The following is a 26,067-nucleotide window of genomic DNA, read 5'->3' on the forward strand; positions in this document are numbered from 1 at the left end:
AATGAGTAGTACTACAATCATACTAATTGCAGGAGGAGCTTTAATTCTAGGATTTTTACTAGCTAAAATACTAGAAAAATTCAAAGCCTCACAAATGATAAAAACAGCCGAGGTTGAAGCGGCTTCTAAGTTAAAAGAAGCAAAAATAACGGCAGAGAGCATCAAAAAAGATAAAATTCTTCAGGCCAAAGAAAAATTCATAGAGCTAAAAGCGGAACACGAGAAGGTGATTTTAGCTAGAGATAAAAAAATATCCGATGCTGAAAAGAGAATTAAAGACAAAGAAACATCACTTAACAAGGAAATAGAAAAAAACAGAAAACTCAACAAAGCTGTTGAAGAAAAAGTAACAGATTACGACCACAAAGTAACTGTTTTTGAAAAAAAGCAAGCAGAGTTAGAAAAATTGCATAAAAGGCAAGTAGAAATCTTAGAGTCTGTTTCTGGAATATCAGCAGATGAAGCAAAGGTACAGTTGGTAGATTCTTTAAAAGCAGAAGCCAAAACAGATGCCATGTCTTTTATTAGAGACACGTTGGAGGAGGCCAAATTAACTGCTGAGCAAGATGCAAGAAAAGTGATTTTAAACACCATTCAAAGAGTAGGAGTTGAGCAATCTATAGAAAACTGTGTGTCCGTTTTTAATATTGAATCTGACGATGTTAAAGGTAGAATTATTGGTAGAGAAGGTAGAAATATTAGAGCCATTGAAGCAGCCACAGGAGTAGAAATTATTGTAGATGACACACCAGAAGCAATTATCTTATCTTGTTTTGATCCCGTAAGAAGAGAAGTAGCACGTTTGTCTATGCACAAATTAGTTACTGACGGACGTATCCACCCAGCAAGAATTGAAGAGGTAGTAGAGAAGACAGAAAAGCAAATAAACCAAGAAATTATAGAGGTAGGAAAGCGTACCGTAATGGATTTAGGAATTCACGGTTTACATCCTGAGTTGATCAAAACAGTAGGTCGTATGAAGTTCCGCTCATCTTACGGACAAAACTTGTTACAACACTCTAGAGAAGTTGCCAATCTTTGTGGTTTAATGGCTGCTGAATTAGGCTTAAATGTGAAAGCAGCTAAAAGAGCTGGTTTGTTACACGATATTGGTAAAGTACCGGATACAGAGAGCGAATTGCCACACGCAATTTTAGGAATGCAATGGGCAGAAAAATACGGTGAAAAACCAGATGTTTGCAATGCAATTGGTGCTCACCACGATGAGATAGAAATGAAAACCATGATTGCTCCTATTGTACAAGTATGTGATGCTATTTCTGGAGCAAGACCTGGAGCAAGACGTCAAGTTTTAGATTCCTACATACAACGTTTAAAAGATTTAGAAGATTTGGCTTTTGGTTTTAACGGTGTACAGAAAGCCTATGCTATTCAAGCAGGTAGAGAACTAAGAGTTTTGGTGGAAAGTACTAAAGTTAATGACGACCAAGCCGCAGAATTGTCTTTTAGTATCTCTCAAAAAATTCAGACAGAAATGACCTATCCAGGACAAGTTAAAGTGACTGTGATTAGGGAAACCAGAGCAGTGAACGTAGCAAAATAATTCACTGTCTAATAAAATAAAAATGGCTTTTTAGATTTTCTAAAAAGCCATTTTTATTTTGCTCTGGGGTGATAGGTGTTTACCACTTCTATCAATTTGGATTTATCTACGTGCAGGTATATTTCTGTGGTAGTGATGCTTTCGTGCCCTAACAGAGCCTGTATTACAGTTAAGTCAGCACCTCCGTTTAGTAAGTGCGTGGCAAACGAATGTCTAAAAGTATGTGGACTTATTTTCTTTTTTAAGTTGATTTTTACACTCAATTGTTTGATGATGGTAAAAATCATGACCCTCGTTAACTGATTGCCTCTTCTGTTTAAGAACAGTATGTCTTCACTTCCTTTTTTTGGCGGAGTAAGGGGTCTTTGCGAATTGATATAGTTTGTAATGATTTCTTCAGTGTAGTAATTAATGGGGACGAGTCTTTGTTTATTTCCTTTCCCAGTAATCTTAATAAAGCCATCATCAAAGTATAGATCAGATATTTTCAGATGGATGAGTTCACTCACACGGAGTCCACAACCATATAAAGTTTCTAAAATAGCTCTGTTCCTTTCCCCTTGAGGATGCTCTAAATCTATCGCATCAATAATATCATTGATCTCATTTTCTGATAAAGTATCTGGAAGTTTCAATCCAATTTTGGGAGCTTCTATGAGCTTCATAGGGTTGTCTTTTCGAATTTTTTCGATGACTAAAAAATCAAAGAAAGCCGATAATCCAGAGATGAGCCTAGCCTGAGATCTAGCTTTGTGAGTTTTGGAATAATCGTAAATAAAATCTTGCAAATCCGATCTGTTGATATTTAATACAGTTGTTTCTGATTCGTCAAAAAAAGAAGCAAGTTTTTCACAATCCAACTGGTAGTTGGTCATGGTGTTTTTTGATAAACCTCTTTCAGTTAGTAAATAGTTTACGAAACTCTGGATGTACATTTTCCAATTCATACGCTGTAGAATTATAATAAAGCTTTAAAATTGTTGATGAAAACAGTAGTAGCTTTTTTTCTTCCTTTTTTATTTACATGTATATCATCGTAAAAAAGACTTGGTTTTACAATAGAGTCTGAATGGTTGATGATTGAAAAAGCGTACTCACCGCTGACGCTAATAGATTTGTTTAGAATTGGAGCTATATATATGATTAATTTAATGTTATTCTCAGTTGCAAGGTTCTGGATTTCTGATAAAATAGGGTTTGTTATTGTTTTGTTTGTTGTAATCGTATTTTTAACAACAAGTTTTTTTTGTATACTAGGATAGCTATAATTACCTCTGTCGTCAAATCTATTTCTATAGAGAGGTTTTAAACCACCAATGATGGCAGCAGGTAGTAGCTCTAAATTATAATAAGCGTATGCCAAAAAGGGAATATAACTAGAGCTGTATAGAGGCTTCAAAGCATTTTGTTCGTAATTGAAGTAATGATTTTGTACGTATTCATAACTGCTAAAAGGTACGAATCTATAATCATTATTGCCTAGAGTTGATTTAGAAGAAGAAAAACTTTGAATGTCTAAGTTTAATATACAATATCTTGTTTTGTAATGGTGGGATATAAAATGTTTGAACATCAGGAGATGTGCTTTCAGATCAGTATCATCCATTGATAAATTGAGCCCATTTGTCATTAATTTATCATCAACTTGCTTAGTATCAATAGTGGTTAAACCCCTGCTGGATCCGAGAACGATATAATCAAAACTAGCCCTTTTATCAAAAGTATTTACTAAAAATGATGGCTTATAAAAAGAAGATTTTTTGAGAAAGTAGTTAGCTGAAAAAGCAATTGCATTCACCAAAAAAAGACAAATAAAGCTATATTTAAAAGTAGATAAAAGAAATTTTTTCATGATTTTAAAATTGAAAATAAATAAAACTAGCATGATTTTTAAATGCTCCTAAAAATACAGTAATGATAATGATAAGTATAGTCCAAGGATTACTTAGAACTATTTCTTTTTTATCTTTTTTGTTAAAATAATATTCGACTAGTAGCATTAGTAGAATTGCCCCAAGAGAAATAGAGGTTATCAGTAAGTATTTTCGGGTACTCAGGTAAAAGTTTTTAGTGTTGTTGTTATAAAATACGAGGGATATGTAATCAAAAGCCGTTGTAATATTTTTAGCTCTAAAAAATACCCAAGCGAAGGTAACAATAACAAACGTCCAAATTGATTTTAAAAAGTTAGGAAGGTTTAGTTTGCTACCTAAAAATAAGGGAATATATAATATAGCATGAATTACTCCCCACATAAGAAAAGTCCAATTGGCACCGTGCCAAAATCCACTTGCCACAAAAACAATCGTAATATTTCTAATTGCTTTTTGCTTTGTGGTTTTGCTTCCACCCAAAGGGATATATAAATAATCTCTGAACCAGGTTGATAGGGATATATGCCATCTCTTCCAAAATTCGGAAATATTGGTGGATAGGTACGGAAATCTAAAATTCGTCATTAAGTCAAAGCCAAAAAGCCTAGCCAAGCCAATAGCAATATCAGAATAGCCACTAAAATCACCGTAAATTTGAAAAGCAAACAAAATTGAACCCACGATTAAGGATGTAGATGTTTGAGTATGGTAGTGACTAAAAATTCCGTCCACTATAATAGAAGCATTATCAGCAATTACCAGTTTTTTAAAAAAGCCCCATGCAATGAGTTTAACACCAGTACTAGCCAACTGAGAACTGAATTCTCTGTTTTTTAAAAATTGAGGCAGTAAATGAGTGGCTCTTTCTATTGGGCCAGCAACCAATTGTGGGAAAAAGCTAACAAAAGCAGCAAATGCAATAAAGTCATTGGTGGGTTTTAGTTTGTTTCTATAAACATCAATATTATAACTAAGGGTTTGAAAAGTATAAAAACTGATACCTACTGGTAAAATAATATTTAAACTGAATAGAGAATTTGAATTTGCTAAAAAAGGGAAGGCAGCGGTAAAACTATTGATAAAGAAGTTGCAATATTTAAAGAAAAACAGGAGTCCAATATTTGCTATAATACTCAAGTATAACAGTCTCTTTTTTGTTCGCTTATCCCGAGATTTTATGATTTTTAATCCTATAATGTAGTCTAGTAACGTACTAAAAATGATTAATATTAGAAATCTCCAATCCCACCACCCGTAAAAAATGTAGCTACTGAACACAATTAATAAATTCTGACTTTTTAGTTTATTTTTTAAAACAAACCAATAGAGTACAAAAACACAAGGGAAGAACAATAAAAACGCTACAGAATTAAACAGCATGCAAAAACAAATTTTAGTAAACAAAACTAATTACTTTATTTCTAATTTTAGTAACTAAAAGTATGTAATTGATGTTAAAAGGTACATTCCAGAGTATTAGAGTTTTTAGGGTTTGATTAACTATTATATAAGATAATTACTTTGTAAGCGTTGTTTATTTTTCATATTTTGGTAGCCTGTACAAATCAATTTTTATGAAGATTTTAATACTCAACGGACCCAACTTAAACCTATTGGGTAAAAGAGAACCCGAAGTTTATGGTAAACAATCTTTCGAAGATTATTTTAAAATCTTAAAAGATAAGTTTACAAATATTGCATTAGATTATTTTCAATCCAATATAGAGGGAGAGTTGATTGATAAAATTCACGAAGTGGGGTTTTCATATGATGGGATAGTTATTAATGCAGGAGCATACACGCATACGTCTATTGCTTTAGCAGACGCTATTAGCGGAGTTAAAACTCCAGTTGTAGAGGTGCACATATCCAATACACATCAAAGAGAAATATTTAGGCATAAGTCTTATTTATCACCAGTTTGTAGGGGAGTGATTTTTGGTTTTGGATTGAAAAGTTATGATTTAGGAATTGAAAGTTTTTTAGAATAAAAAATGAAAGAAGAAGAAAAGTGGTTGTACGAAATTACACCACAAAATAATCTATTAAGCATAGATTTAAAAGAACTTTGGAGGTATAGGGATTTGTTAGTTCTTTTTGTAAAGAGGGATGTGATTACGCTCTATAAACAGACTATATTGGGACCTTTATGGTATTTAATCCAACCGTTATTCACATCAGTTGTGTTTACTGTTATTTTTAATAATGTGGCTGGAATAGAAACTCCTGGAATGCCTTCTTTTTTGTTCAATTTAGCAGGTGTCACTAGTTGGAATTACTTTAGAGAATGTTTAACAGGAACCGCTGATACTTTTAAAAAAAATCAAAATATTTTCGGAAAAGTTTATTTTCCAAGGATTATTATGCCTTTATCTGTAGTAGTCTCCAACTTGACAAAATTTGGTATTCAACTGTTGATATTTATATGTTTCTACATTTATTATATTTCCACGGGTTGGGATATTACCCCTAGTAAATTTATTTTTTTGTATCCGTTGTTAATTGTTTTGATGGCTTTTTTAGGATTAGGATTGGGGATGATTATATCTTCGATGGTTACAAAATATAGAGATTTATCTTTTTTAGTAACTTTTGGAGTATCCCTGTTAATGTATGTTTCCTTAGTAAATTTACCCTATAGTAAGTTTGAAGAAAAGGGAGTAGCTTGGTTGGTAGATTACAATCCAATGGCACATTTGATAGAAATGTCTAGGTTTTTATTAATAGGAAAAGGAAATTTTAATATAGAATCCTTATTATTCACAGCTCTCATAAGTATCGTAGTTTTAATATTTGGAGTTTTGATTTTTAACAAAACTGAAAAAAGTTTTATTGATACAATTTAGCCTATGCTAGCTATTATAATTCCATACTACCGGAGAGAGTTTTTTGATCAAACTCTTGCATCATTAGAAAGTCAAACGGACAAGAGATTCAACGTTTATATAGGGGATGATTGTAGTGAGTTTGATTATTCGAATACCGATTACATAAAAAGGACTACTTGTAATATTGTCTATAAAAGATTTGAAGATAACTTAGGAGGTGTTTCTTTAGTTAAGCATTGGGAAAGATGTCTTAAAATGACTTCTGGAGAACAATGGTTTATGATTTTGGGAGATGACGATGTATTGCCGTTAAAGTTTGTAGAGAACTTTTATAAAAAAATCCCTGAGGTAGAAAACGAAAATATTAACGTGATAAGATATGAATCTGTGAAAATTGATCACGAAAATACTCCAATAAGTGATTTAATCACAGCACCCAAAATAGAAAGTACTGTAAAGTTTTTTGTTAAAAGACTAAAGAAAGAGACAGGAAGTACGCTGAGTGAGTTTATATTCAAAAAATCGATATTTGATGAAATAGGATTTAAGGATTATCCTTTGGCCTGGTATAGTGACGTAATGTTAATACTAGAAGTATCTAAAATGGATAGGATTTATACAGTAGCCAATAATGTCGTTGAAATAAGAAGAAGTGGTATCAGTATTTCCTCTACAACGAATAATTTGGATGAAAAAAACAGAGCAACTTTTGATTTTTTTTATGATGTAATCTATAATTATAGCACTAAATTTAATGAAGATGAACTAAAAATAAATTATTATTTTTTGGAAAAAGCTTTTCTTAATGACAAAACAAACAAATACTTTTGGTCAAAATACATAGAAATAGTTAAAAAAAATAAAAATTTTATCAGAATACCGAGGTTCGTTATAAAATGTTTAAAGGCCAAATTAAAAAAGTAATAAAAATTGTATACTTACCCTATGCAGTTCAAGGTCAATTTCTGTGAAATAAACCAACAAACAATAATTAAATAAGAGAAATGATATCCCACAAACATAAATGTATTTTTATTCACATACCTAAAACCGCTGGTTCTAGTGTTAGTGACTTTTTTATAAATGATAAGAAAAAAGATTGGGAAGTACCTGATTATGATATTTTGTTCGGTTGGTGTCCCAAGAGAAAAATTCATTTACAACATGCAACAGCATCGCAATTACTTGAAACAGAATTAATTTCAGAAGAAATATGGAAGTCTTATTTTAAATTTTCGTTCGTAAGAAACCCATGGGACAGATCATATTCAGACTATTTGTGGATGATGAAGGATAGAAAAGTAAAAGGAAGTTTTGAAGATTATATTTTAAAAAAGGGAAAATTTGAAAAAGTTTTGACGGATAGCTCAAATAAACATTTTAGAGGAGATCATTTAATTGAGCAATCCGAGTTTTTGGAAACGAAAGATGATAGCTTGAATATTGACTTTATAGGGCGTTTTGAAAACTTTAAAGACGATATGGCAAAGATAAATAATGTTCTGGGCGTAAACTCTGAAATGAATTTACACAAGAAAAAAAATAAAAAGAGACACGATCATTATTCGTTGTTTTATACTGAATCGAGAAAAAGATTAGTTCATGAAACTTATGGTAAAGATATAATTCAATTTGATTACTCCTTTGAAGATAAAAAGAAAGGATTACAGTTGTTGAAGAATTTTTTTTAGCAGTCATCATAAACAAGATATAGACTTAATAAATAATTTTTTCGACGCTTTATCACTTAAATGAAAATTTGATGTACAACATGAATACTACGATATTAAAAGTAGAGAACATATCGAAACAATATCGTTTGGGAACTCTTGGTACCGGAACCATTAGTCATGATTTGAATAGATGGTGGCACACCGTTAGAGGAAAAGAAGATCCTTATCTTAAAATAGGAGAATCTAATGACAGAGCAACTAAAGGAGAGTCTCAGTATGTTTGGTCTTTGAAGGACATTAGCTTTGAAGTTAAAAAAGGCGAAGTTTTAGGAATTATAGGTAAAAACGGTGCGGGTAAATCTACTTTACTTAAAATTTTATCGAAAGTAACTGGGCCTACCACAGGAAGTATAAAAACTAGAGGAAGAATTGCCTCTTTATTAGAAGTTGGGACTGGTTTTCATCCTGAAATGACGGGTAAAGAAAATATTTATTTAAATGGAGCTATTTTAGGAATGACAAAAAAGGAAATAGCATCCAAATTGACTGAAATTATAGAGTTTTCAGGTTGTGAGCGTTATATAGATACACCTGTTAAGCGTTACTCTAGCGGAATGAAGGTAAGACTGGCTTTTGCTGTCGCAGCTTTTTTAGAGCCCGATATTTTAGTGGTTGATGAGGTGTTAGCTGTGGGGGATGCCGAGTTTCAGAAAAAAGCCATAGGAAAGATGCAAGATATTTCTAATTCCGAGGGTAGAACCGTATTGTTTGTAAGTCATGATATGGCAGCTATACAGAGTTTGTGTACCAAATTATTAGTTCTGTCTAATGGCAAAGTTAGTTATATTGGGAATGTAACTAATGGTGTTGATAAATACCTGGCTGAAGAAAAGACGGGTGATAACTTGAGTTTGTTAAATGTTAACTCTAGGAAGGGAGATAGAACTTCGTTGTTCAAATCTGTTCAATTTTCTTATTATAAAGATAAAGAATTTTTCGAGAACACTAATTATGTCCTATCTGGTGAAAAGATATATATAGATTTAGTCATACAAAATAAAAACAAGAAAAAAAGAGCAGTATATATTTCCATAGAAATAACAGATAGCAACGGAATACCTGTGAGTAATATAAGCAATCAATTTACTAAAGAGGAATTATATTTAATAGGAGATGAAACAAAATTGAGATTTCAAATCGATTGTTTGAATTTCAGGGCAATGGACTACAGGCTTTCTTTTTGGGGGAGAGAAGTAGGAGGAAATGTATTTGATTATATTGAAAGTTGTGCCACTTTGAAAGTTTCTGAATCAGATTTTTTCAATACAGGTGTTATACCAAGAAGAAAAATACACGGTTATGTATTGTTGAAAAACAAAAGTCTCAATATATGCTAAATAAGAGCTTTGAAAAAGATGAAAGTATTCTTGCCATTTAAACAACCCTCAGAAGCATTTCTTACAGAAGTTTTTTCTGAATTTGAAGATAGTATATTTTACGGGAACTTTAATGACTACGATAAATCGTACGATATTGTTAATATTCATTGGCCAGAAGCTTTATTTAAATGGCTAGAACCCACAGATGAACAATTATTAGAATTCGAAAAACATTTAAGCCAATGGAATAAATATTCGAAAATAATATCGGTAATGCACAATGAATATCCTCATTATCAAAACACAAAAAATTATAACAGACTCTACAAGTTAATTTATAATAACTCCCATGGTATTGTGCATTTAGGTTTTTATAGTAAAAGAAAATACAGTAAAATTTATTTAAAATCCAAACACGTTGTCATCAAACATCCTCTGTATTTCAATACAATACCTAATACAATATCACCAAAAGAGGCTAAGGAAAAAATAAAAATAGGTTTGGACGATAAAGTAGTTTTGGTTTTTGGTAATCTAAGATCAAGTGCTGAAGAAGAAAAAATGTTAAGAGTTTTTAAAAGGCTAAAAGTTAAAAGAAAAAGATTGGTAGTACCTAGAATGTATTTTCATCACTTGTCTCATTTAAACAAGTTCTCTAGAGAAATAGTTAAATTATACTACAAACTTCATCCACATTACAAATTTCAAACATCATACGTGCCTGATAACGAAATTCAAAATTATTTGCAAGCATCTGATTTGTTATGGATTGTTAGAACAGAGTCATTAAATTCGGGGAATATTTTTTTAGGTTGGACTTTTAGTAAAAAAGTTTTAGGTCCCCGTATAGGTAATATGAAAGAAATTCTAAATAAAGCTAAAGCTGTAACTTATGATCCTAATGATATGGGTGAAACTAGTGAGATAATGAAAAACATGTTGTTATCAGATTTTGAAGAGTTAGATTTGAATTATATAAAATCCCACGACTCAAAGTTAGTATCAAGGGAGTACTATAATTTTTTCAAACTAATTACTACATGAATACTTTCCCATTAATATCAATCATAATACCTACCTACAATAGAGCCCATTTGATAGGCGATACTTTAGATACTATTGTTCAGCAGTCTTATGTCAATTGGGAATGCATAATAGTTGATGATGGTTCAGATGATAACACAAACGAAATTTTAAGCAAGTATTTGGTTAAAGATGACAGATTTAAGTTTTATAAAAGACCTAATTCATACGAAAGAGGAGGAAATGGTGCAAGAAACTATGGACTGGATGTAGCTAAAGGAGAGTATGTAAATTGGTTCGACAGCGACGATTTGATGGATGTATATTTTTTAGAAGAAAAAATCAAATTTTTATTGAGTTTTAAATCGAAAGATTTCGTTGTTTCAAGATGTCAGAATTTTTACGAAGATGGAAGCACAAAACCGTTTTATTTTGGAGATAATGAAAGTTTGGAATTAAATGTCGATAATTTAATAAAAAGAAAAGTTTTTTGGGTAACGGGTGACTTATTGATTAGAAAATCTATTGTTGGAAGTATAAGATTCGATCCGCAAATAAAATCTGGTCAAGAGTTTAATTTTTTTGTAAAATTACTGGCTCATAACAGACCCAAAGGAGTTTTTCTAAACAAAATTTTATACTCTCGACGAGTACATATAGATTCGATTCAGGGTGAGTTAGAAAAAAAAACAAAAAATCTAAACAAATACAGATGTTACTATAATACATTTGAATCTGTTTTTTTAGAAATTTCTAATACTTCTAAAAATATTTTATTAGACGTTCTTATGGCTACAACCTTTAATAATTATGTCTATAATAAAAAAAGTAAAAATATTGCAAACGTTCTGCTTTATGTGTACAAGTTTAAAGGCCTTTATCAATTTATTTTATTCGTAACGTCTCTTGTTCTAGGAGCTTTTACAGGTAAAGGATATAAGTTAATGATTCGTAGTAGGCAAATCAATAATAAAAGTTTAGTATGAAAATGTTTCATTTTATAAGATTGGTCTTAGTTTATTTCTACTATGATAAGTATGTCACAGACAATGAAAAAATTCTAAAAGATATAGAAAAAAATATCGTGTGCAGGTCTAAAAAAAAATCGACAATAAAAAAAGATTTTAAACACTTAATGATACATTATCCTGATTTTGCTTTTCTGTTTTTTTGGAGAATAAATAAACAGACTTTGTATAACAAGATTTTATTTTACAATAATTCGCTACATGTTTTTAAAATATTTAGAAATATTAATTTAAAAGGTGGAGTAGTACCTCACCATCCAATCTCTACAATTATAAATGCAAAAGAGATTGGAGAAAATTTTAAATTTAGAAATAATACCACAATTGGTAACGTAGACAATGACAACAACTTGAGACCAACTATAGGTGACAATGTGGAGGTTGGTGCAAATGCGGTTATTATTGGCAATATAAAAATAGGTAACAACGTTGTAGTTGGTGCAGGAACAGTGGTTGTTAAAGATGTGCCATCTAACTCAATAGTAGTAGGAAATCCGTCTCGTATAATAGCAAAGTTAAACAATGAATAAATTAGGAATAATAACGCCTCACCATAATAATTTTAAGGGTTTAGAAAAAATATATTCAAATTTATTGAGCCAAACTAGCCCAAATTGGGAATGGGTTATTGTAGATGACTTTTCAGATACAAAGACACAATCTAAAGTGTCAAAATTTTTCGTATCAGACAATCGAGTGACCGTTGTTTTAAATAATTTTAAATCTAGTGCTTCTCAATGTAGGAACATGGGAGTTGATTACGCAACTGCCGATACAATAGTTTTCTTAGATTCTGATGATAGAATAACTGAGACATTTGTAGAAAATAGAACAGTAAAGGTTGAAGATTTTACTATATATTTAAGATGTATGATGGTGTCTTCTGAAAACGGTAAAGAGAGACCTTTTTCCAACATTACAGACAAATTTTTAGACAATTTCTTAAAAGCTAAGTTTGCTTGGCAAACAACGTGTGTTTTATGGGAGAAATTTTTTTTAGAGAGTATAGGTAAGTTCAATGAAAATTTAGAATTATTAGAAGATATAGAACTTTCAATCAGAGCTCTATTGATTTCTGAAAAATTCAAAATAGAAAAAGACAACGAACTTGATTTTTACTACAAGGTAGAACCCATAAATGTAGAAAAAAGAACTGTAAAGAAAATTAATAAGGCTGTTGAGTATTTAATTAATTCGTTAACTGAAAACTACGATAACTTAACAAAGCAGCAATTAGGTTATTTGTCAAACTACTACTTTTTGCTTGTAAAATATTTTTGTCGAGCGAAAAACAAGCAAGATTTGATGTATTTAAAAAGAATATTAAATCTTCTGAGCGTAAAGAATATTATTAATTATAGAGAATACTTGTACGGTATTACTCTTGTGATCCTGTTTAAATACAACTTTTTGAGTTATAAACATTTCTTAAATATAAATAGGTTGTTCTTTAAAAAGACATAAGAGTCAGCGTAGAATATTTTTAGAAAGAGACATCTGTATCATTCGAATAAGAAATAATTGAATAGATAGCCAATTCAATGTTAAAAAAGCGATAGTAAATAAAATAAACTACAGTCTAATGAAGATACTATATGTCTATGATAAAATGCCTAGAGTTTATCAAAACTATTTAAACATTCTACTGAAAAAAATAAAGTGTGTAGATTCACTTTCTTACGAAGAAACAAGTACTGCAGATATTTGTATAAGAAAAAATAAACTTATAAATAAGTTTATAAAAGTTTTATATGAGATGAAAGCCGTAAAATACCCATCTTTGGATTATAAATTCTTTTATAGATATGATATTATTCATATTCAACATTCATATCTTTATAAAAAAGTTATGAGTTTAAAGAAGCACTCAAATACAAAAGTTGTGATTACTCTTAGAGGAGGTGATACCTATATAAAACCTTGGTTGGATGATCGACTCGTAAAATTTTACAAAGAAAGTTACAAGTTTGTGGATGCTTTTATAGTTATGAGCGAACATCAAAAAAAATACCTGAATAAAAACTGGAGGGTTTCTAATGAATTTATTCATGTAATACCTATATCATTTGGAGAAAAAAACGAAGCGATACCCAAGTTTCCAAATAACGACAAGCTTAAGTTGGTTTCAGTTTTTAGAATGGTTTGGGAGAAAAACATTAACGAAAGTCTGTTGTTTGCTAAAAAATTATTGGAATTGGGGATTAATTTTGAATACGACTTCTATGGGGGTGGTAACGATTTGGGACAACTGTACTTTTTAAGAGACAAATATAAGCTGAATAACGTAGTAAATATCAAAGGAGTAATTGATAATGATGTGTTAAAATCCAAATTGAGTACATATGATTTGATGCTTCAGTTTAGCTTTTCTGAAGCTTTTCCTACAACAATTCTTGAAGCACAATCTCTAGGAGTACCATGTATAGTATCTAATGCAGGAGGTTTGACAGAAGCCATCATAGAGAATGAAACAGGCTATGTTAGCGATGGAACTAGTTTAGAAGCATTGTGCACGAAAACTATTGATTTATGGAAAAATAAAGACAGATATTTATCATTTTCCAATGCTGCTATTGAACATGTTCATAAAAAATTTACCGTAGACAACGAGATATCATCTCTAACAAAGTTATATCAATCTCTATTATCTTAACACATTATCTTATCATTATGACTGATGAAAAAGTTTCAGTAATTATCCCCTTTTATAATAATATCCATCAGGTTAAGAAAGCTATTCAATCGGTTGTTTTACAAGAATATAGTAATATTGAAGTTATCGTAATAGATGACGGTAGTAGTAAAAATTATGAGAAAGATATTCTAGTTTTTAAGAATGAGATAGATATTAAATATTTCAAACAAAAAAACTCAGGACCCGGTTTGGCAAGACAGTTTGGGTTAAGTGTGAGTACAGGTAAATATATTCAATACCTCGATTCTGATGACGAACTAATGCGAGATAAAATATTGGAACAAGTAGCAATACTCAATGCTAATCCCAAAGCTATCATGGTTTACGGATTGTCTCAAATGAATAATGATTCGAAGAAAATTCATCGAAAGAAGTTTGCAAAAAGAAATGAGAAGCATGTTTCTACAAGAGCCATTCAAAAACGTACATGGCATACGTCGTCTTGTCTCTGGAATTATGACAATAGGCATATATATTGGGAGGATTTATTTAATGGTGAAGACGTGCTTCATGATGTAAATGCAGGATTATTAAATGATAATACAGAGGTTATTTTTCATAATAAAATTGTAAGCAATATATCTATGAGCGATAGCGTAAATCATTTGTCTAACGCAATACATGATACGAGAAAACATCAACAATTGTTACGTGATGCAATGGAATTAAATTATAGAATTCTGGGTAAAGTATTCAAGAATGATCACCTTAAAAATGATAGAAAGACTGTTGAGGCATTGGCAGAACGTTTTTTTTACGAAGGTCTAAAATTTTATAAAATTAGTTTTAAAAAAGAAGGAATGAAAATGCTGGTTGAATCTGATAAATTAACACATTTAAAATTTAAAAAAGTAGAAATTATTTTGTGTAAGTTCCTACATGCTATAAATTTATTGAATTCCAAATCAATTTATTATATATTCAAGGTCAGAAGGAAGATTTTAGCAGACGAATTACATCAATTTAGAGCATTATAAAAAGTGTATCGAAATATTTGTAAATCAAACGAAAGATAATTTAACCATAACAATGCAATGATTGGGAATAATTTAAGAGAAGAGATTTTTTTCGTAGACAAAAAAAAGAGAAATAAGCTGAATAATCACAAATCGTTACTATTTTTTTTTACAGGATTTTCAGGATCTGGTAAATCAACGCTAGCAAACGCTTTAGAGGTTGAATTGCATAAGCAAGGGGTCAGAACTTTTATTTTAGACGGTGACAATTTAAGATCTGGACTAAATTCGAATTTGAGTTTTCTACCCGAAGATAGATCTGAAAATCTTAGACGTGTGGGAGAGGTATCCAAATTAATGATTGAGGCAGGGATTGTTGTAATTGCTTCTTTTATAGCTCCTTACCAAAAAGATAGAGAAAAGATTAAAAATATCGTGGGTAAAGAAAATTATTTTGAAGTACACGTTTCTACGTCTATCAAAGAATGTATTCGACGTGATGTAAAGGGATTATATAAAAAGGTAAAGAAGGGAGAAATTAAAAACTTTACAGGTATAGATGCTCCATATGAATTTCCTGAAAAACCAGATATGAAAATAGACACTGAAAAAGAAGATTTATGTAACGCTATTAGTAGTATTTTAAAGAATACTCAAAACAAAATTTTGCTATAAAAATGGAATTTATATCAATTTTAGATGAACTCATTGAGCTTACTAGAAAAGCAGGTAAGGCGGTTTTAGAAGTATACGATTCAGATTTTATAGGTGTCGAAGTTAAAAATGACAACAGTCCCTTAACTCAGGCAGATCTGATATCGAACAAAATTCTTACAGATGGTTTGACTAAGTATCAATATCCAATCTTATCAGAAGAGAGTAAAAAGGTTCCTTACAAAGACAGAAAAGATTGGAAAGGGTTTTGGTGTGTAGATCCCATTGACGGTACTAAAGAGTTCATTAAAAAAACAGGAGAGTTTACCATTAATATCGCTTTTTTAGAGAATAATGTTCCCGTATTTGGAATTGTTTATGTGCCTGTGATAGATAAATTATATGTTGGAGGAAAAAATTTACTCCCTTTTTGCTTAGATAGAGGTCAAAAAATTATTTTAAAAAATAGGTTAAAGCATCAGTTTACGAATAATATTGCTATAGCTTCTAAATCGCATATAAATAAAGAAACTAAAGACTATATAAAGACTTTGGGAGAAGACGTAGCGCTAATTTCAATGGGAAGCTCTTTAAAATTTATGTTAATAGCAGAAGGAAAGGCTAATATATACCCAAGATTTGTTCCTACTATGGAGTGGGACACAGCAGCATCCCACGCAATATTATCAGCGCTAGGCTACTCCATAAAAACAGTTGAAAATGTGGAGTTGGTTTACAATAAGAAAAATTTATTAAATCCATCGTTTATAGCGGGATAATCGGTATGCTAAAAATTATTCTTTTCGACGGTACTTTTAAAACCACTACTTTTATCAATAGACTAGCTAGAGGTTTAGCGGCTAATCACGAAGTTTATATCGTTGGTTTTAACGAACAATTAGAAACCAAGATAGAAAATGTTCATTACGCTGGTTTGGGCTCCAATCAATCTAGTTACTTATTTATAAAAAGAAGCATAGTTTTGAGAGGCTACAATTTAAAAAAACAATTAAGCCTATTTAAATCTTTGATAAAGGGAAAAAAGAGTAACATAAAAGAGGAGAATTTACAATTTACGATTGATAGAATTCAGCCTGATATATTACACTTTCAATGGGTAAGCGTGCTATCTTATTTAGATAAAATAAAGCTGCCAAATAAGACAAAAACTGTTTTTAGTCAGAGAGGTTTCCATATCAACGTGCGACCCTTTATCAATCAAGAAAATATGTGTTGGCTCAAAGAAATTTTTCCTAAAATAAATGGGTTTCATTCTGTCTCTAAGGCTATTAAAGTGAAATCAAATGAAATTTATAGTTCATCTTCGAAAATTGATCATGTGGTATATTCGGGATTTGACTTTAAAAAATTACCGCAAAAAAATAAGTTTAATTCTTCTACTACACTCCAAATTGTGTCTGTAGGAAGAAACCATTGGAAAAAAGATTACAAAAGTGCTATTATTGCAATGAAGTATCTGAAAGACAAAAACATTAAGTTTCACTACACGATTGTAGGTGTAGATAAAGAAGAAGAATTACTGTTTTTAGTCTCCGACTTAAGTTTGGTAAAAGAAGTTTCTTTCATATCGAGTGTGAGTCAAAAAGACGTATACCAACTTATGGTAAAATCGGATTTGTTTTTGTTGCCATCAGTTGAAGAGGGCATAGCGAATGTGTGTATAGAAGCCATGTTTTGCAAACTACCTGTTTTATCTACCAATTGCGGAGGAATGTCCGAATTGATTGAAGACAACGAAACTGGTTTTTTAGTTCCTACGAGATCTCCAGAATCAATTGCAAATAAAATAGGCGATATTTTGCAGTTGAATAATCAGCGAATAAATAGTATCATAGTAAAGGCAAGAAAGAAAGTAATAGAACAACATAATACTCTTAAGATGGTTGCAGATATGGAATATTTATACAAAAAGATTCATGAAGCAGATTAGAACATCCATTATACCCCACAAACCAACTTTTGTAAAAATTAAAGGTCACGAACATGAGTTAGATTACAAAGCTATCTGCGTGTTCAGTGCTATCGGTTTTTTTTTAGATACAGATACCTATTGGAAAGACTTAAAAGTTTTACCACCAGCAACCCTAAATAAAATAGATGACGAAGGGTATTGGATTTCTTCAGAACCATGGTTTAAATGGCATTATACACCACAAAATATAAATTTAAAAAATGCTACGAATCAGTTTGCAGAGTTGTTTGAAAAGATTGTTGAAAAACAATCTAAGGACAAAAACATAATATTGCCGTTGTCAGGAGGTTTAGATAGTCGTTCGCAAGCTGTTGCTTTAAATAAACTAGGAGTCAAAGCAAATTCATACAGTTATTCTTTTGAAGGGGGCTATAAAGAGTCTAAAATATCTAAAAAAATAGCTGAAAAATGTAATTTTAATTTTACTGAATTTACCATAAAAAAATCTTACTTGTGGGGTAAAATAGACGATTTAGCTAAAATTAACCAATGTTATTCGGAGTTCACACATCCTCGACAAATGGCGGTAATTAATGAGGTAGCTGAACTAGGAAATAGTTTTTCGTTGGGTCATTGGGGAGATGTTTTGTTTGATTCGGATGGTTATTCTAATAACGTGTCGGACAAAAAATTAGTAGAAATTCTAAAAAAGAAAATTATTAAGAAAGGAGGATTGGAGTTAGCCAAGTCTCTTTGGAGTAACTGGAAGCTAGAAGGTAATTTTGAGGAATACTTGAATGTTAGGATACTAGATTTACTCTCGAAAATAGAAATATGTAACACAAATGCTAAAGTAAGAGCCTTTAAGTCTTTGTATTGGGCTCCAAGATGGACTTCTGTTAATTTGTCTATTTTTGAAAATACTCACGAAATTAATCTTCCTTATTATCAAGACGAAATGTGTCAGTTTATTTGTACCATTCCAGAGGAAATTCTAGCAGAAAGGAAGATACAGATTGAATATATCAAACAGACGAATAGTGAAGTAGCAAAAATACTTTGGCAGGATGCTAGACCGTTCAATTTGTATAATTATCATTTGGCCAAATTTCCGTATAATTTTCCTTACCGAGTGTTCAATAAAATGAAACGATTTTTGGAATCTTTGTCGGGTCAAAAATTTGTTCAGCGCAATTGGGAGTTGCAATTTCTAGGAAAAGAAAATCAAGAGGAGTTAAACAAAAAATTATTTAACAGTAAGTTTATTAAACACGTAGAATCTGAGATACCTTCTAAATATATTCATTTGTTTAATTCAGAGGATTCTGTTTACTATTCTCATGCTGTAAGCACGTTATTAACATTATCAGTATTTTTATCTAATATGAAAGATGAAAAAAATTAAGATTTTATACACAATACCCAATTTTAAGACGGCAGGAAGCGGAAAAGTAGTCTACGATTTGGTTAAAGGATTAGATAAAGAAAAATTTGCACCAGAAATTTGTTGCTTTCACAATCAAGGGGAATTTTATAAAGAAGTAGAAGCCTTAGGAGTACCGATTTACATTTTTCCTTTTACAACAGAGCTAAAGCCCTATTATTCCTTGATCTTCAGAATACTAAAAATATCAAAATTCTTTAGAGAAAACCGTTTTGATATTATACATTCTTGGCATTGGAGTTCAGATATTACGGAACCTTTGGCAGCTAGGTTAGCTGGTATTGATTGGATTTATACCAAGAAGGCAATGAGTTGGGGAAGCCCTAGGCTATGGAAAATAAGATCGTTATTAAGCACCCGAATATTAGTGTTAAATAAAGATATGGTGCCGAGATATTTTGAAAAACAGAAAGCTAAAACAAAACTTATTTATTTGGGTGTTGATACTAATTTTTATCATTCTCAAAAAGAAACTCATACAACTCCGCTCGGACATGTTTTTGATAAAGATGATTTTATAATAGTAACAGTAGCAAACTTAGTGCCTATTAAAGGGGTTGAATATTTAATTGATGCTGTAAATTGTATGAAGAATAGCAAAATAAAATTGTTAATTGTAGGTAACAATAAAAATAGTTACGGAGAAAATCTAATAAGTAATAATGCTAATGAAAACATTTTTTTTATTGACAAGCAAATGGATGTTAGACCTTATCACGCAGTTGCGGATTTATTTGTCATTCCTACAAAAACATCATGGGAAGGATTACCAGTATCTCCAATTGAAGCAATGAGTTCTTCAAGAATAGTAATAGGAAGTGACGTTGAGGGGGTTAGAGAAGTACTCCATAACTTTAGCAGTTTTATGTTTCCACCCAAAGATTCCAATGTGATTGCGGAAAAAATAAAATGGGTTATTTCTATGTCTAAAGAAGAAAGAAATAAATGGCAAAACAAAATGAGGCAAGAAGTCGAGGAAAATTTTAAATTGTCTGGTTGTATTAATTTACACGAAGAATTTTACTTACAAATAAAGAATAGATGAAAATAGGAATTGTGTTAGCCAAACCACCTGCTTATTCTGAGACATTTTTTATTTCTAAGATAAAAGGTTTGCAAAAAAATGGCTTTGAGGTTGTATTATTTGTTCAATCAAACTCGAACAATTTTAATTTGTGTAAGGTAATTGTTCAGCCAAAAATCAAATCGTTTTTTTTCTTATTCTCTTTTCTACAGCTATTATATAATTTTCTGTTCAATTATAAAGTAACTCAATCTTTTATACGAGCAGAAAAAAAGGAAAATTCAGAATGGAAGTCCATCGCAAAAAAAATAATGTTGAACCAACATATTCTTTATTATAAAAATTTGACGTGGTTACACTTTGGTTTTGCAACACAGGCTTTAGGTAGAGAGCACATAGCAAATACTATTGGAGCCAAAATGGCTGTAAGTTTGAGAGGATTTGATATAGGAATTTATCCTCTAAAGCATCCCAACTGTTACAAACTGTTATGGAAAAAAGTGAATAAACTTCACATAATTTCTGACGACTTGTTAGAGTTAGCCTATAAAAATGGGTTCGATAGAAGCAAACCTTACCAAAAAATAACTCCAGCGATTGATATTTCGTTTTTTAAAGATATTGACAAAGATAAAAAAGACAGCACAATCTTATCTTTTATGACTATTGGTAGATTACATTGGAAGAAAGATTATGAAAGTACACTATTAGCCTTAAAGAAAATAAAAGACAAGGGAGTGAAATTTCAATACTATATGATTGGAGAAGGTTCTGAAAAAGAAAAATTATCGTATTTAGTGTATGAGTTAGGTCTGAAAAAAGAAGTAACATTTGTAGGTAAAATTCCTCAGAAAGAAATACTCAATTATTTCATAAATAGTGACTTATACATTCAATACAGTCTGCAAGAAGGGTTTTGTAATGCGGTTTTAGAGAGTCAAGCCATGGGAGTGCTTCCTATTGTGTCTAACGCAGAGGGGCTTTCAGAAAATGTGGTCAATCATAAAACAGGTTGGGTAATTGAAAAAAACAAACCTGAGTTGTTGGCAGATAAACTTATTGAAGTTCTTAATTTGTCTGAAAGCGAAAAAAATAAAATGAGGAAACAAGCTACGGAGAGAGTCAAAACTCAATTTAATATAGAAAAGCAAGAGAGAGAGTTTATGGAATTCTATCAACATAAATCCTTATAAATAAAAAATCGATAAATGTTATTAAAAATTAGTAGATGGACGTCACACTATAATCAATTTCTTTATAGTATTTTGTTCTACTCTGAAAAAGAAAAATTCAAATTTCGCATTATCTATTCAAGCGAAGTTCCCAATACAGCAATAGTAATAGAATATTTGAACAAAAACACTTTTTTAGATTATTCTGATGATACCAAATTTATTGATAGACCTGAAAAGTATCACTATTATTTTAAACGCTCCCTTTTATTTAAAGACTTAAAAAATAACGTAAGACCATTAAATTTTCAAGTTAATTTTACCTATAAACCTTTCAAGCTATTAACCAAAATTCCCTTTAAAATTTTAAATAAATCCAATTCTAGGACAGAATTAGTAAGATGTTTAGATTGGTTTAATATTTTAACTAAGGATTCTCATCACGCTAAAAAAGTCAAAAATATTTGGAGAGATGAAATCGAAGATTATGGGGGTAGGGTCATTTTCATGACAAGATTATGGAATCCTGATAAAACCAATAACAGCGAAGAAAAAAGCAGAAGAGAAATTCAAAATAATTTTAGAATAAACGCTTGTCGTATAATTTCTAAAAATTTTCCCAACTCCGTTGTAGGTATATATCCTGATGATTTGGCCAAAAAAATGGCTCCCGATGTTTTGTTAGAAATAAATCAAACCAAAAAGAAAAATTATATCTCAGAATTAGAAAAAGCAGACATATGTTTAGCAAATGATGGATTAAAAAATACTCCTGGGTGGAAGATAGGTGAATATGCAATGATGAATAAAGCCATAATCTCTACACCCTTGAATATTGTGGTTGATGAATTTAAAGAATGTGAAAATTACATAGGTTTACAGAACAATGTAAATTATTCAAGTTTACCTGATGTAATCAATAATTTGATAAAAGATAAGAAATATTTAGAATTGAAAACTAACAATAAAAAATGGTCCTCTAAGTATATAAAACCAGATAACTATATCAGGAGAATAATTGATATAATAGAAGAATGAAAGTTGAGGTTTACCCAATCAATGTGTTTTGTGTGTTACAAATTCTTTTAAAGAAGAGTCGGTTTCATAGTAACATTAAACCAGATGTCCATTTAGTAAATTTGCGAGTTTCAACTAAAATTTAATAGTTTTTCACTGATTACAACATTGGTTTTGTGAAACTTTACTATCTCTGGCGGTAGTGTTTTTATGTAGTTTTAAAATACATGGGTAGCCGTATGTTTTTTTAAACTTAAACTCTTATTTTGCACAAAAAAATCAATTGATATTTAGCTTTTTAAAGTACCTGAAATCTGTTAGTTATTTTTCTTCATTGATTAATGGAGAAAAATATGTGTTTCCAAATATAGCTTTTGTAGACTCTAATTTGTTAGAACAAATGAATAATGGAGGTATGTTCAATTCAAAATTAGCTCGGGAATATGATTTGTCTTGGCAATTAATACAGTCAGGGTATGTTACAAATGTAAAAACATATTCAAGTTTTGAATCGTTACCTATTGTAGATGAATATATCTTTATCAAAAGAAATTTCAGTAAACTTTGGGTTCTCTATGTGTTTTTTATCAGAATATTCAGTTTTAAAAACCCAGTCAGGGAATTACAAGGGCTATTAAAAACGAGAAAAGCTGAGAGAATTGTCTATAAATCTCAAATTGTAGAATACAAAGACTATGCTAACTTTAGGAGTGAGTTAATAAAAGCAAATCCTTTAATATCTGTTATTATTCCCACGTTAGACAGGTATGAGTATTTAAAGGATGTATTAAGGGATTTAGAAAATCAATCTTATAAGAATATAGAAGTAATTATTGTTGATCAAACAGAGGACTTTAATAAAGATTTTTATCAAGGATGGAGTCTAGATTTAAAGTTTTGGTATCAAAAAGAAAAGGCTTTGTGGAAAGCTCGAAACGAAGCGATTAGAGCATCAAAAGGAGAATACATATTATTATATGATGATGACTCATTAGTTGATAAAGACTGGATATTCCATCACCTTAAAACACTAGACTTTTTTAAGGCTGATATTTCCTCGGGTGTTTCTCTGTCTACCGTGGGAGATAAAATACCTGAGAACTACTCATATCTTAAAATTTCGGAGCAACTAGATACGGGTAATGTTTTATTGAAGAAGGATGTTTTTCGAAAAATTGGATTGTTTGACAGACAGTTTGAAAAGCAGAGAATGGGAGATGGAGAATTTGGACTGCGTGCTTTTATAAATGGTTACAAAAACATATCAAATCCTTACGCTAAAAGAGTACATTTAAAAGCCAATAAAGGAGGATTAAGACAGATGGGGGCTTGGGATGCTTTTAGAACTCAAAAATGGTTAGATCCAAAGCCAATACCCAGTGTGTTATATCTTTACAGAAAGTATTTCGGAAAAAAGCATACACTATATATGTTGCTGAAAACAATTCCATTTTCTATCCTTCCATATAAATATAAAGGCAAGAAAATAATTAATTTATTGGTCACAATGTTGTCGATGTTCTTTGTACCAATCTTATTAATTCAGGTGAATAAATCTTGGAAGAGGTCTAGCAAAATGTTAACGGAAGGAGAAAAAATTGATCAGTTATGAGGGTAGTTCAAGTGATAGATCAGTTGCAAGTTGGTGGAGCAGAGAGGGTTTTCGTAGATCTAACTAATATTTTGCATATCAATAAATACGATGTAAATGTTATTTGTTTGCTAAATCAATCATTGTTAGATAAAGAGTTGTGTTCTGGTATTAAAATAAGTTACTTAGGTAGAAAAAATAAATTTAATATTTACAGCTTGTTAAAATTGCACAAATGGTTAAAGCAGTATGATATTGTTCACGTTCATTGTAGACAAGTAATGAGATATGTAGGTTTGTTAAATTTTGTGCCACTACTAAAAAAGCATAGAATAGTTTTTCATGATCATTATGGTAGAATTGATACAGACCAAACTATAGACAATATTTTAGGTTATATTTTAAGAGATGTCAAAGCCTATATAGGGGTTAGCCGTACATTATTGGATTGGTATAACGGAATGTACGTTAATGCAAAAAGTTACGTGCTTAGTAATATTATTAGATTACCCGGGGTTGATACCAATGCTAGAGATGAAACAGTTTCGAATAAGGATATCGTTATGATAGGGAATTTTAGAGAGCAAAAACATTATGAGTTTGCTCTTAAAGTATTACAAAAATTACCAAAAGAATATACTTTAACTATCTTTGGCAAGGTTGTAAATCAAGGGTATTATTTAAAAATAAAAAAAGAGATAGAGGATTTAAATCTAACATCAAGAGTTATAGTCAAAACTGATGTTGATAATGCCTCTGCTTTTATTGGTAGCTATGGATTAGCTTTACACACTGCTAGTTCAGAAACAGGTCCTTTAGTCGCTATAGAATATCTAGGGAATAGAGTTCCATTTGTGATATTTAATACAGGTCAAGTTACAAATCAAATAAGAAATGAGTTAAATCATTTTATAGTTAATGATTTTAATGTAGAAACGTGGGTTGGAGCTATTGAAAATTTGGTAAAAAATAAATTGAGTGACCGAGAAGTTATGAAACGTGTTTTTGATGAAAAATTTTCAGAAAAGGAGTATTTAAAAAAGATTATACATATATACCAAGAGATAATATCATGAAATTGTGTATTATATCACATACAGAACATTACAGCAACGACAAAGGTCATTTAGTTAGTTGGGGGGCAACGGTAACAGAAATCAATTACCTTACTGAGGTATTTGATGAAATACATCACATTGCTATGTTTTACGGAGAGAAGCCTCCTTTGAGTTCTCTACCTTATACTTCGGATAAAATTAAGTTTGTTCCCATTCCAGTTTCTGGTGGGCATACTTTTCAAGCAAAACTAGGAATCATTAAAAATATACCTAGCGTTTTAAAAACAGTAAGAGATACTTTAAATAAGGTTGATTGTTTTCAATTACGCTGCCCCACAGGTATTGGTGTTTATTTAATTCCTTACTTAAATTTGTTTACAAACAAACCAGGATGGTATAAATACGCAGGAAATTGGAATCAAGAAAAACCTCCTTTAGGCTATTTGATTCAAAGAACTTTTTTAAAGAATCAAAATCGACCAGTAACTATTAATGGACATTGGGAAAACCAACCTAAGCAATGCTACACTTTTGAAAATCCTACTTTAATTAACAAGGAAATTAAAGAGGGGTTAGATTGTATACAAAGCAAAAATTATAATGGTAAGCTGAACTTTTGTTTTGTAGGTAGATTAGAAATACCAAAAGGGGTAGAAAACATCATTAAAGCTGTCAATGAAATACAGGATATAAGTAGGATAGGACAAATTCACTTTGTGGGAGACGGAAAAGAGTCGGCTTATTTTAAAAAAATAGCTAGTAAGAATAAAGTAGATATTATTTTTCATGGAGGTTTGTCCAGAGATAAGGTGTTCGATATATATAAAAAATGTCATGTATTTTTGCTTCCTTCTACAGCCTCAGAAGGTTTTCCTAAAGTAATTGCAGAAGCTCTGTGTTTTGGTTGTATTCCTATTGTTTCTAATGTATCTGCTATTGGTCAATACATCAAAAATGATAAAAATGGGCTTGTCATAAAAAAAGTAACCAAAGAGAGTGTGAAAAATATGATTGAAAAGGTGCTATCTTTTGATTCTAAAGATTTTAATAGCTTATTAGAAAATAACGAAGAACTTGTTAAAAAGTTTACTTACGAACACTATAATCGTAGAATTAAATCTGAAATACTAAAAGCATTACCAAAACAAAAGTAA

25 protein-coding genes are annotated in these 26,067 nt (G+C 30.7%); 22 read left to right on the forward strand and 3 right to left on the reverse strand.

Annotated features, from left to right (window positions below; genetic code table 11):
• Window position 1: 1 nt before the first annotated feature.
• A complete protein-coding gene (gene rny / locus ACXGQW_RS10435) occupies window positions 2–1,564 on the forward strand; it encodes a ribonuclease Y (protein WP_457822635.1) in 1,563 nt (520 codons plus the stop codon).
• A 53-nt stretch (window positions 1,565–1,617) separates the two neighbouring features.
• Here the strand turns inward: rny and xerD are convergent, their stop codons facing one another.
• Genes xerD through ACXGQW_RS10450 form a run of 3 tightly spaced genes read right to left on the reverse strand, consistent with a single transcriptional unit; the run spans window position 1,618 to window position 4,575 of the window.
• Complete coding sequence (gene xerD / locus ACXGQW_RS10440) at window positions 1,618–2,511, reverse strand: site-specific tyrosine recombinase XerD (protein ID WP_457822637.1); 894 nt, start codon at window positions 2,509–2,511, stop codon at window positions 1,618–1,620.
• Window positions 2,512–2,522: 11 nt separating this feature from the next.
• Window positions 2,523–3,416, reverse strand: a complete 894-nt coding sequence (locus ACXGQW_RS10445; RefSeq protein ID WP_457822639.1) for a hypothetical protein — start codon at window positions 3,414–3,416, stop codon at window positions 2,523–2,525.
• 4 nt (window positions 3,417–3,420) lie between these two features.
• Complete coding sequence (locus tag ACXGQW_RS10450; protein ID WP_457822641.1) at window positions 3,421–4,575, reverse strand: MBOAT family O-acyltransferase; 1,155 nt, start codon at window positions 4,573–4,575, stop codon at window positions 3,421–3,423.
• A gap of 437 nt (window positions 4,576–5,012) precedes the next feature.
• Between ACXGQW_RS10450 and aroQ the strand changes: the two genes are divergently transcribed.
• From aroQ to ACXGQW_RS10555, 21 genes are all read left to right on the forward strand, one after another.
• A complete protein-coding gene (gene aroQ / locus ACXGQW_RS10455) occupies window positions 5,013–5,429 on the forward strand; it encodes a type II 3-dehydroquinate dehydratase (RefSeq protein ID WP_457822642.1) in 417 nt (138 codons plus the stop codon).
• Between the two features lie 3 nt (window positions 5,430–5,432).
• Complete coding sequence (locus ACXGQW_RS10460; RefSeq protein ID WP_457822644.1) at window positions 5,433–6,284, forward strand: ABC transporter permease; 852 nt, start codon at window positions 5,433–5,435, stop codon at window positions 6,282–6,284.
• Window positions 6,285–6,287: 3 nt separating this feature from the next.
• A complete protein-coding gene (locus ACXGQW_RS10465) occupies window positions 6,288–7,190 on the forward strand; it encodes a glycosyltransferase family 2 protein (protein ID WP_457822646.1) in 903 nt (300 codons plus the stop codon).
• Window positions 7,191–7,270: 80 nt separating this feature from the next.
• Window positions 7,271–7,957: a sulfotransferase family 2 domain-containing protein gene (locus ACXGQW_RS10470; RefSeq protein WP_457822648.1), complete on the forward strand. Its 687-nt coding sequence runs from the start codon at window positions 7,271–7,273 to the stop codon at window positions 7,955–7,957.
• Between the two features lie 80 nt (window positions 7,958–8,037).
• Entirely contained in the window at window positions 8,038–9,336 is a 1,299-nt protein-coding gene (locus ACXGQW_RS10475; RefSeq protein WP_457822650.1) for an ABC transporter ATP-binding protein, read from the forward strand.
• An 18-nt stretch (window positions 9,337–9,354) separates the two neighbouring features.
• Window positions 9,355–10,362, forward strand: a complete 1,008-nt coding sequence (locus ACXGQW_RS10480; RefSeq protein ID WP_457822652.1) for a hypothetical protein — start codon at window positions 9,355–9,357, stop codon at window positions 10,360–10,362.
• On the forward strand, window positions 10,359–11,327 hold the full coding sequence (locus ACXGQW_RS10485) for a glycosyltransferase family 2 protein (protein WP_457822654.1): 969 nt from the start codon (window positions 10,359–10,361) through the stop codon (window positions 11,325–11,327). The genes ACXGQW_RS10480 and ACXGQW_RS10485 overlap by 4 nt, the downstream gene beginning before the upstream one ends.
• A complete protein-coding gene (locus tag ACXGQW_RS10490) occupies window positions 11,324–11,899 on the forward strand; it encodes a DapH/DapD/GlmU-related protein (protein WP_457822656.1) in 576 nt (191 codons plus the stop codon). The genes ACXGQW_RS10485 and ACXGQW_RS10490 overlap by 4 nt, the downstream gene beginning before the upstream one ends.
• Window positions 11,892–12,833 carry a glycosyltransferase family 2 protein gene (locus ACXGQW_RS10495; RefSeq protein ID WP_457822658.1) on the forward strand — a complete coding sequence of 314 codons (942 nt, stop codon included), beginning with the start codon at window positions 11,892–11,894 and terminating at the stop codon, window positions 12,831–12,833. Before ACXGQW_RS10490 ends, ACXGQW_RS10495 begins: the two co-directional genes overlap by 8 nt.
• A 118-nt stretch (window positions 12,834–12,951) precedes the next feature.
• The gene (locus ACXGQW_RS10500; RefSeq protein WP_457822660.1) at window positions 12,952–14,022 is read left to right on the forward strand and encodes a glycosyltransferase family 4 protein; all 1,071 of its coding nucleotides are present in this window, start codon (window positions 12,952–12,954) and stop codon (window positions 14,020–14,022) included.
• A gap of 17 nt (window positions 14,023–14,039) precedes the next feature.
• Window positions 14,040–15,041: a glycosyltransferase family A protein gene (locus ACXGQW_RS10505; RefSeq protein ID WP_457822662.1), complete on the forward strand. Its 1,002-nt coding sequence runs from the start codon at window positions 14,040–14,042 to the stop codon at window positions 15,039–15,041.
• 57 nt (window positions 15,042–15,098) lie between these two features.
• A complete protein-coding gene (gene cysC / locus ACXGQW_RS10510; RefSeq protein WP_457822664.1) occupies window positions 15,099–15,695 on the forward strand; it encodes an adenylyl-sulfate kinase in 597 nt (198 codons plus the stop codon).
• Between the two features lie 2 nt (window positions 15,696–15,697).
• Complete coding sequence (cysQ, locus tag ACXGQW_RS10515) at window positions 15,698–16,453, forward strand: 3'(2'),5'-bisphosphate nucleotidase CysQ (protein WP_457822666.1); 756 nt, start codon at window positions 15,698–15,700, stop codon at window positions 16,451–16,453.
• Between the two features lie 5 nt (window positions 16,454–16,458).
• Window positions 16,459–17,625, forward strand: a complete 1,167-nt coding sequence (locus ACXGQW_RS10520) for a glycosyltransferase family 4 protein (RefSeq protein WP_457822668.1) — start codon at window positions 16,459–16,461, stop codon at window positions 17,623–17,625.
• Window positions 17,612–19,012 (forward strand): asparagine synthase-related protein, encoded by a 1,401-nt coding sequence (locus tag ACXGQW_RS10525; RefSeq protein ID WP_457822670.1) that lies wholly within the window; start codon window positions 17,612–17,614, stop codon window positions 19,010–19,012. The genes ACXGQW_RS10520 and ACXGQW_RS10525 overlap by 14 nt, the downstream gene beginning before the upstream one ends.
• Window positions 18,999–20,096, forward strand: coding sequence for a glycosyltransferase (locus ACXGQW_RS10530; RefSeq protein WP_457822672.1), 1,098 nt, complete (start codon window positions 18,999–19,001; stop codon window positions 20,094–20,096). Before ACXGQW_RS10525 ends, ACXGQW_RS10530 begins: the two co-directional genes overlap by 14 nt.
• The gene (locus ACXGQW_RS10535) at window positions 20,093–21,268 is read left to right on the forward strand and encodes a glycosyltransferase family 4 protein (protein ID WP_457822674.1); all 1,176 of its coding nucleotides are present in this window, start codon (window positions 20,093–20,095) and stop codon (window positions 21,266–21,268) included. Before ACXGQW_RS10530 ends, ACXGQW_RS10535 begins: the two co-directional genes overlap by 4 nt.
• Window positions 21,269–21,283: 15 nt before the next feature.
• Window positions 21,284–22,285, forward strand: a complete 1,002-nt coding sequence (locus tag ACXGQW_RS10540; RefSeq protein WP_457822676.1) for a hypothetical protein — start codon at window positions 21,284–21,286, stop codon at window positions 22,283–22,285.
• 334 nt (window positions 22,286–22,619) lie between these two features.
• Window positions 22,620–23,876, forward strand: coding sequence for a glycosyltransferase family 2 protein (locus tag ACXGQW_RS10545; protein ID WP_457822678.1), 1,257 nt, complete (start codon window positions 22,620–22,622; stop codon window positions 23,874–23,876).
• Window positions 23,873–24,931, forward strand: coding sequence for a glycosyltransferase (locus ACXGQW_RS10550; protein ID WP_457822680.1), 1,059 nt, complete (start codon window positions 23,873–23,875; stop codon window positions 24,929–24,931). Before ACXGQW_RS10545 ends, ACXGQW_RS10550 begins: the two co-directional genes overlap by 4 nt.
• Entirely contained in the window at window positions 24,928–26,067 is a 1,140-nt protein-coding gene (locus ACXGQW_RS10555) for a glycosyltransferase (RefSeq protein ID WP_457822682.1), read from the forward strand. The genes ACXGQW_RS10550 and ACXGQW_RS10555 overlap by 4 nt, the downstream gene beginning before the upstream one ends.

It is taken from the genome of Wenyingzhuangia sp. IMCC45533 (assembly GCF_054111225.1).

Excerpts from the sequence above, each read along its gene's own strand:
- rny (WP_457822635.1), top strand. The coding sequence starts at position 2 with ATGAGTAGTACTACAATCATACTAATTGCAGGAGGAGCTTTAATTCTA.
- xerD (WP_457822637.1), bottom strand. The coding sequence starts at position 2,511 with ATGAATTGGAAAATGTACATCCAGAGTTTCGTAAACTATTTACTAACT.
- ACXGQW_RS10445 (WP_457822639.1), bottom strand. The coding sequence starts at position 3,416 with ATGAAAAAATTTCTTTTATCTACTTTTAAATATAGCTTTATTTGTCTT.
- aroQ (WP_457822642.1), top strand. The coding sequence starts at position 5,013 with ATGAAGATTTTAATACTCAACGGACCCAACTTAAACCTATTGGGTAAA.
- ACXGQW_RS10460 (WP_457822644.1), top strand. The coding sequence starts at position 5,433 with ATGAAAGAAGAAGAAAAGTGGTTGTACGAAATTACACCACAAAATAAT.
- ACXGQW_RS10465 (WP_457822646.1), top strand. The coding sequence starts at position 6,288 with ATGCTAGCTATTATAATTCCATACTACCGGAGAGAGTTTTTTGATCAA.
- ACXGQW_RS10470 (WP_457822648.1), top strand. The coding sequence starts at position 7,271 with ATGATATCCCACAAACATAAATGTATTTTTATTCACATACCTAAAACC.
- ACXGQW_RS10475 (WP_457822650.1), top strand. The coding sequence starts at position 8,038 with ATGAATACTACGATATTAAAAGTAGAGAACATATCGAAACAATATCGT.
- ACXGQW_RS10480 (WP_457822652.1), top strand. The coding sequence starts at position 9,355 with ATGAAAGTATTCTTGCCATTTAAACAACCCTCAGAAGCATTTCTTACA.
- ACXGQW_RS10485 (WP_457822654.1), top strand. The coding sequence starts at position 10,359 with ATGAATACTTTCCCATTAATATCAATCATAATACCTACCTACAATAGA.
- ACXGQW_RS10490 (WP_457822656.1), top strand. The coding sequence starts at position 11,324 with ATGAAAATGTTTCATTTTATAAGATTGGTCTTAGTTTATTTCTACTAT.
- ACXGQW_RS10495 (WP_457822658.1), top strand. The coding sequence starts at position 11,892 with ATGAATAAATTAGGAATAATAACGCCTCACCATAATAATTTTAAGGGT.
- ACXGQW_RS10500 (WP_457822660.1), top strand. The coding sequence starts at position 12,952 with ATGAAGATACTATATGTCTATGATAAAATGCCTAGAGTTTATCAAAAC.
- ACXGQW_RS10505 (WP_457822662.1), top strand. The coding sequence starts at position 14,040 with ATGACTGATGAAAAAGTTTCAGTAATTATCCCCTTTTATAATAATATC.
- cysC (WP_457822664.1), top strand. The coding sequence starts at position 15,099 with ATGATTGGGAATAATTTAAGAGAAGAGATTTTTTTCGTAGACAAAAAA.
- cysQ (WP_457822666.1), top strand. The coding sequence starts at position 15,698 with ATGGAATTTATATCAATTTTAGATGAACTCATTGAGCTTACTAGAAAA.
- ACXGQW_RS10520 (WP_457822668.1), top strand. The coding sequence starts at position 16,459 with ATGCTAAAAATTATTCTTTTCGACGGTACTTTTAAAACCACTACTTTT.
- ACXGQW_RS10525 (WP_457822670.1), top strand. The coding sequence starts at position 17,612 with ATGAAGCAGATTAGAACATCCATTATACCCCACAAACCAACTTTTGTA.
- ACXGQW_RS10530 (WP_457822672.1), top strand. The coding sequence starts at position 18,999 with ATGAAAAAAATTAAGATTTTATACACAATACCCAATTTTAAGACGGCA.
- ACXGQW_RS10535 (WP_457822674.1), top strand. The coding sequence starts at position 20,093 with ATGAAAATAGGAATTGTGTTAGCCAAACCACCTGCTTATTCTGAGACA.
- ACXGQW_RS10540 (WP_457822676.1), top strand. The coding sequence starts at position 21,284 with ATGTTATTAAAAATTAGTAGATGGACGTCACACTATAATCAATTTCTT.
- ACXGQW_RS10550 (WP_457822680.1), top strand. The coding sequence starts at position 23,873 with ATGAGGGTAGTTCAAGTGATAGATCAGTTGCAAGTTGGTGGAGCAGAG.
- ACXGQW_RS10555 (WP_457822682.1), top strand. The coding sequence starts at position 24,928 with ATGAAATTGTGTATTATATCACATACAGAACATTACAGCAACGACAAA.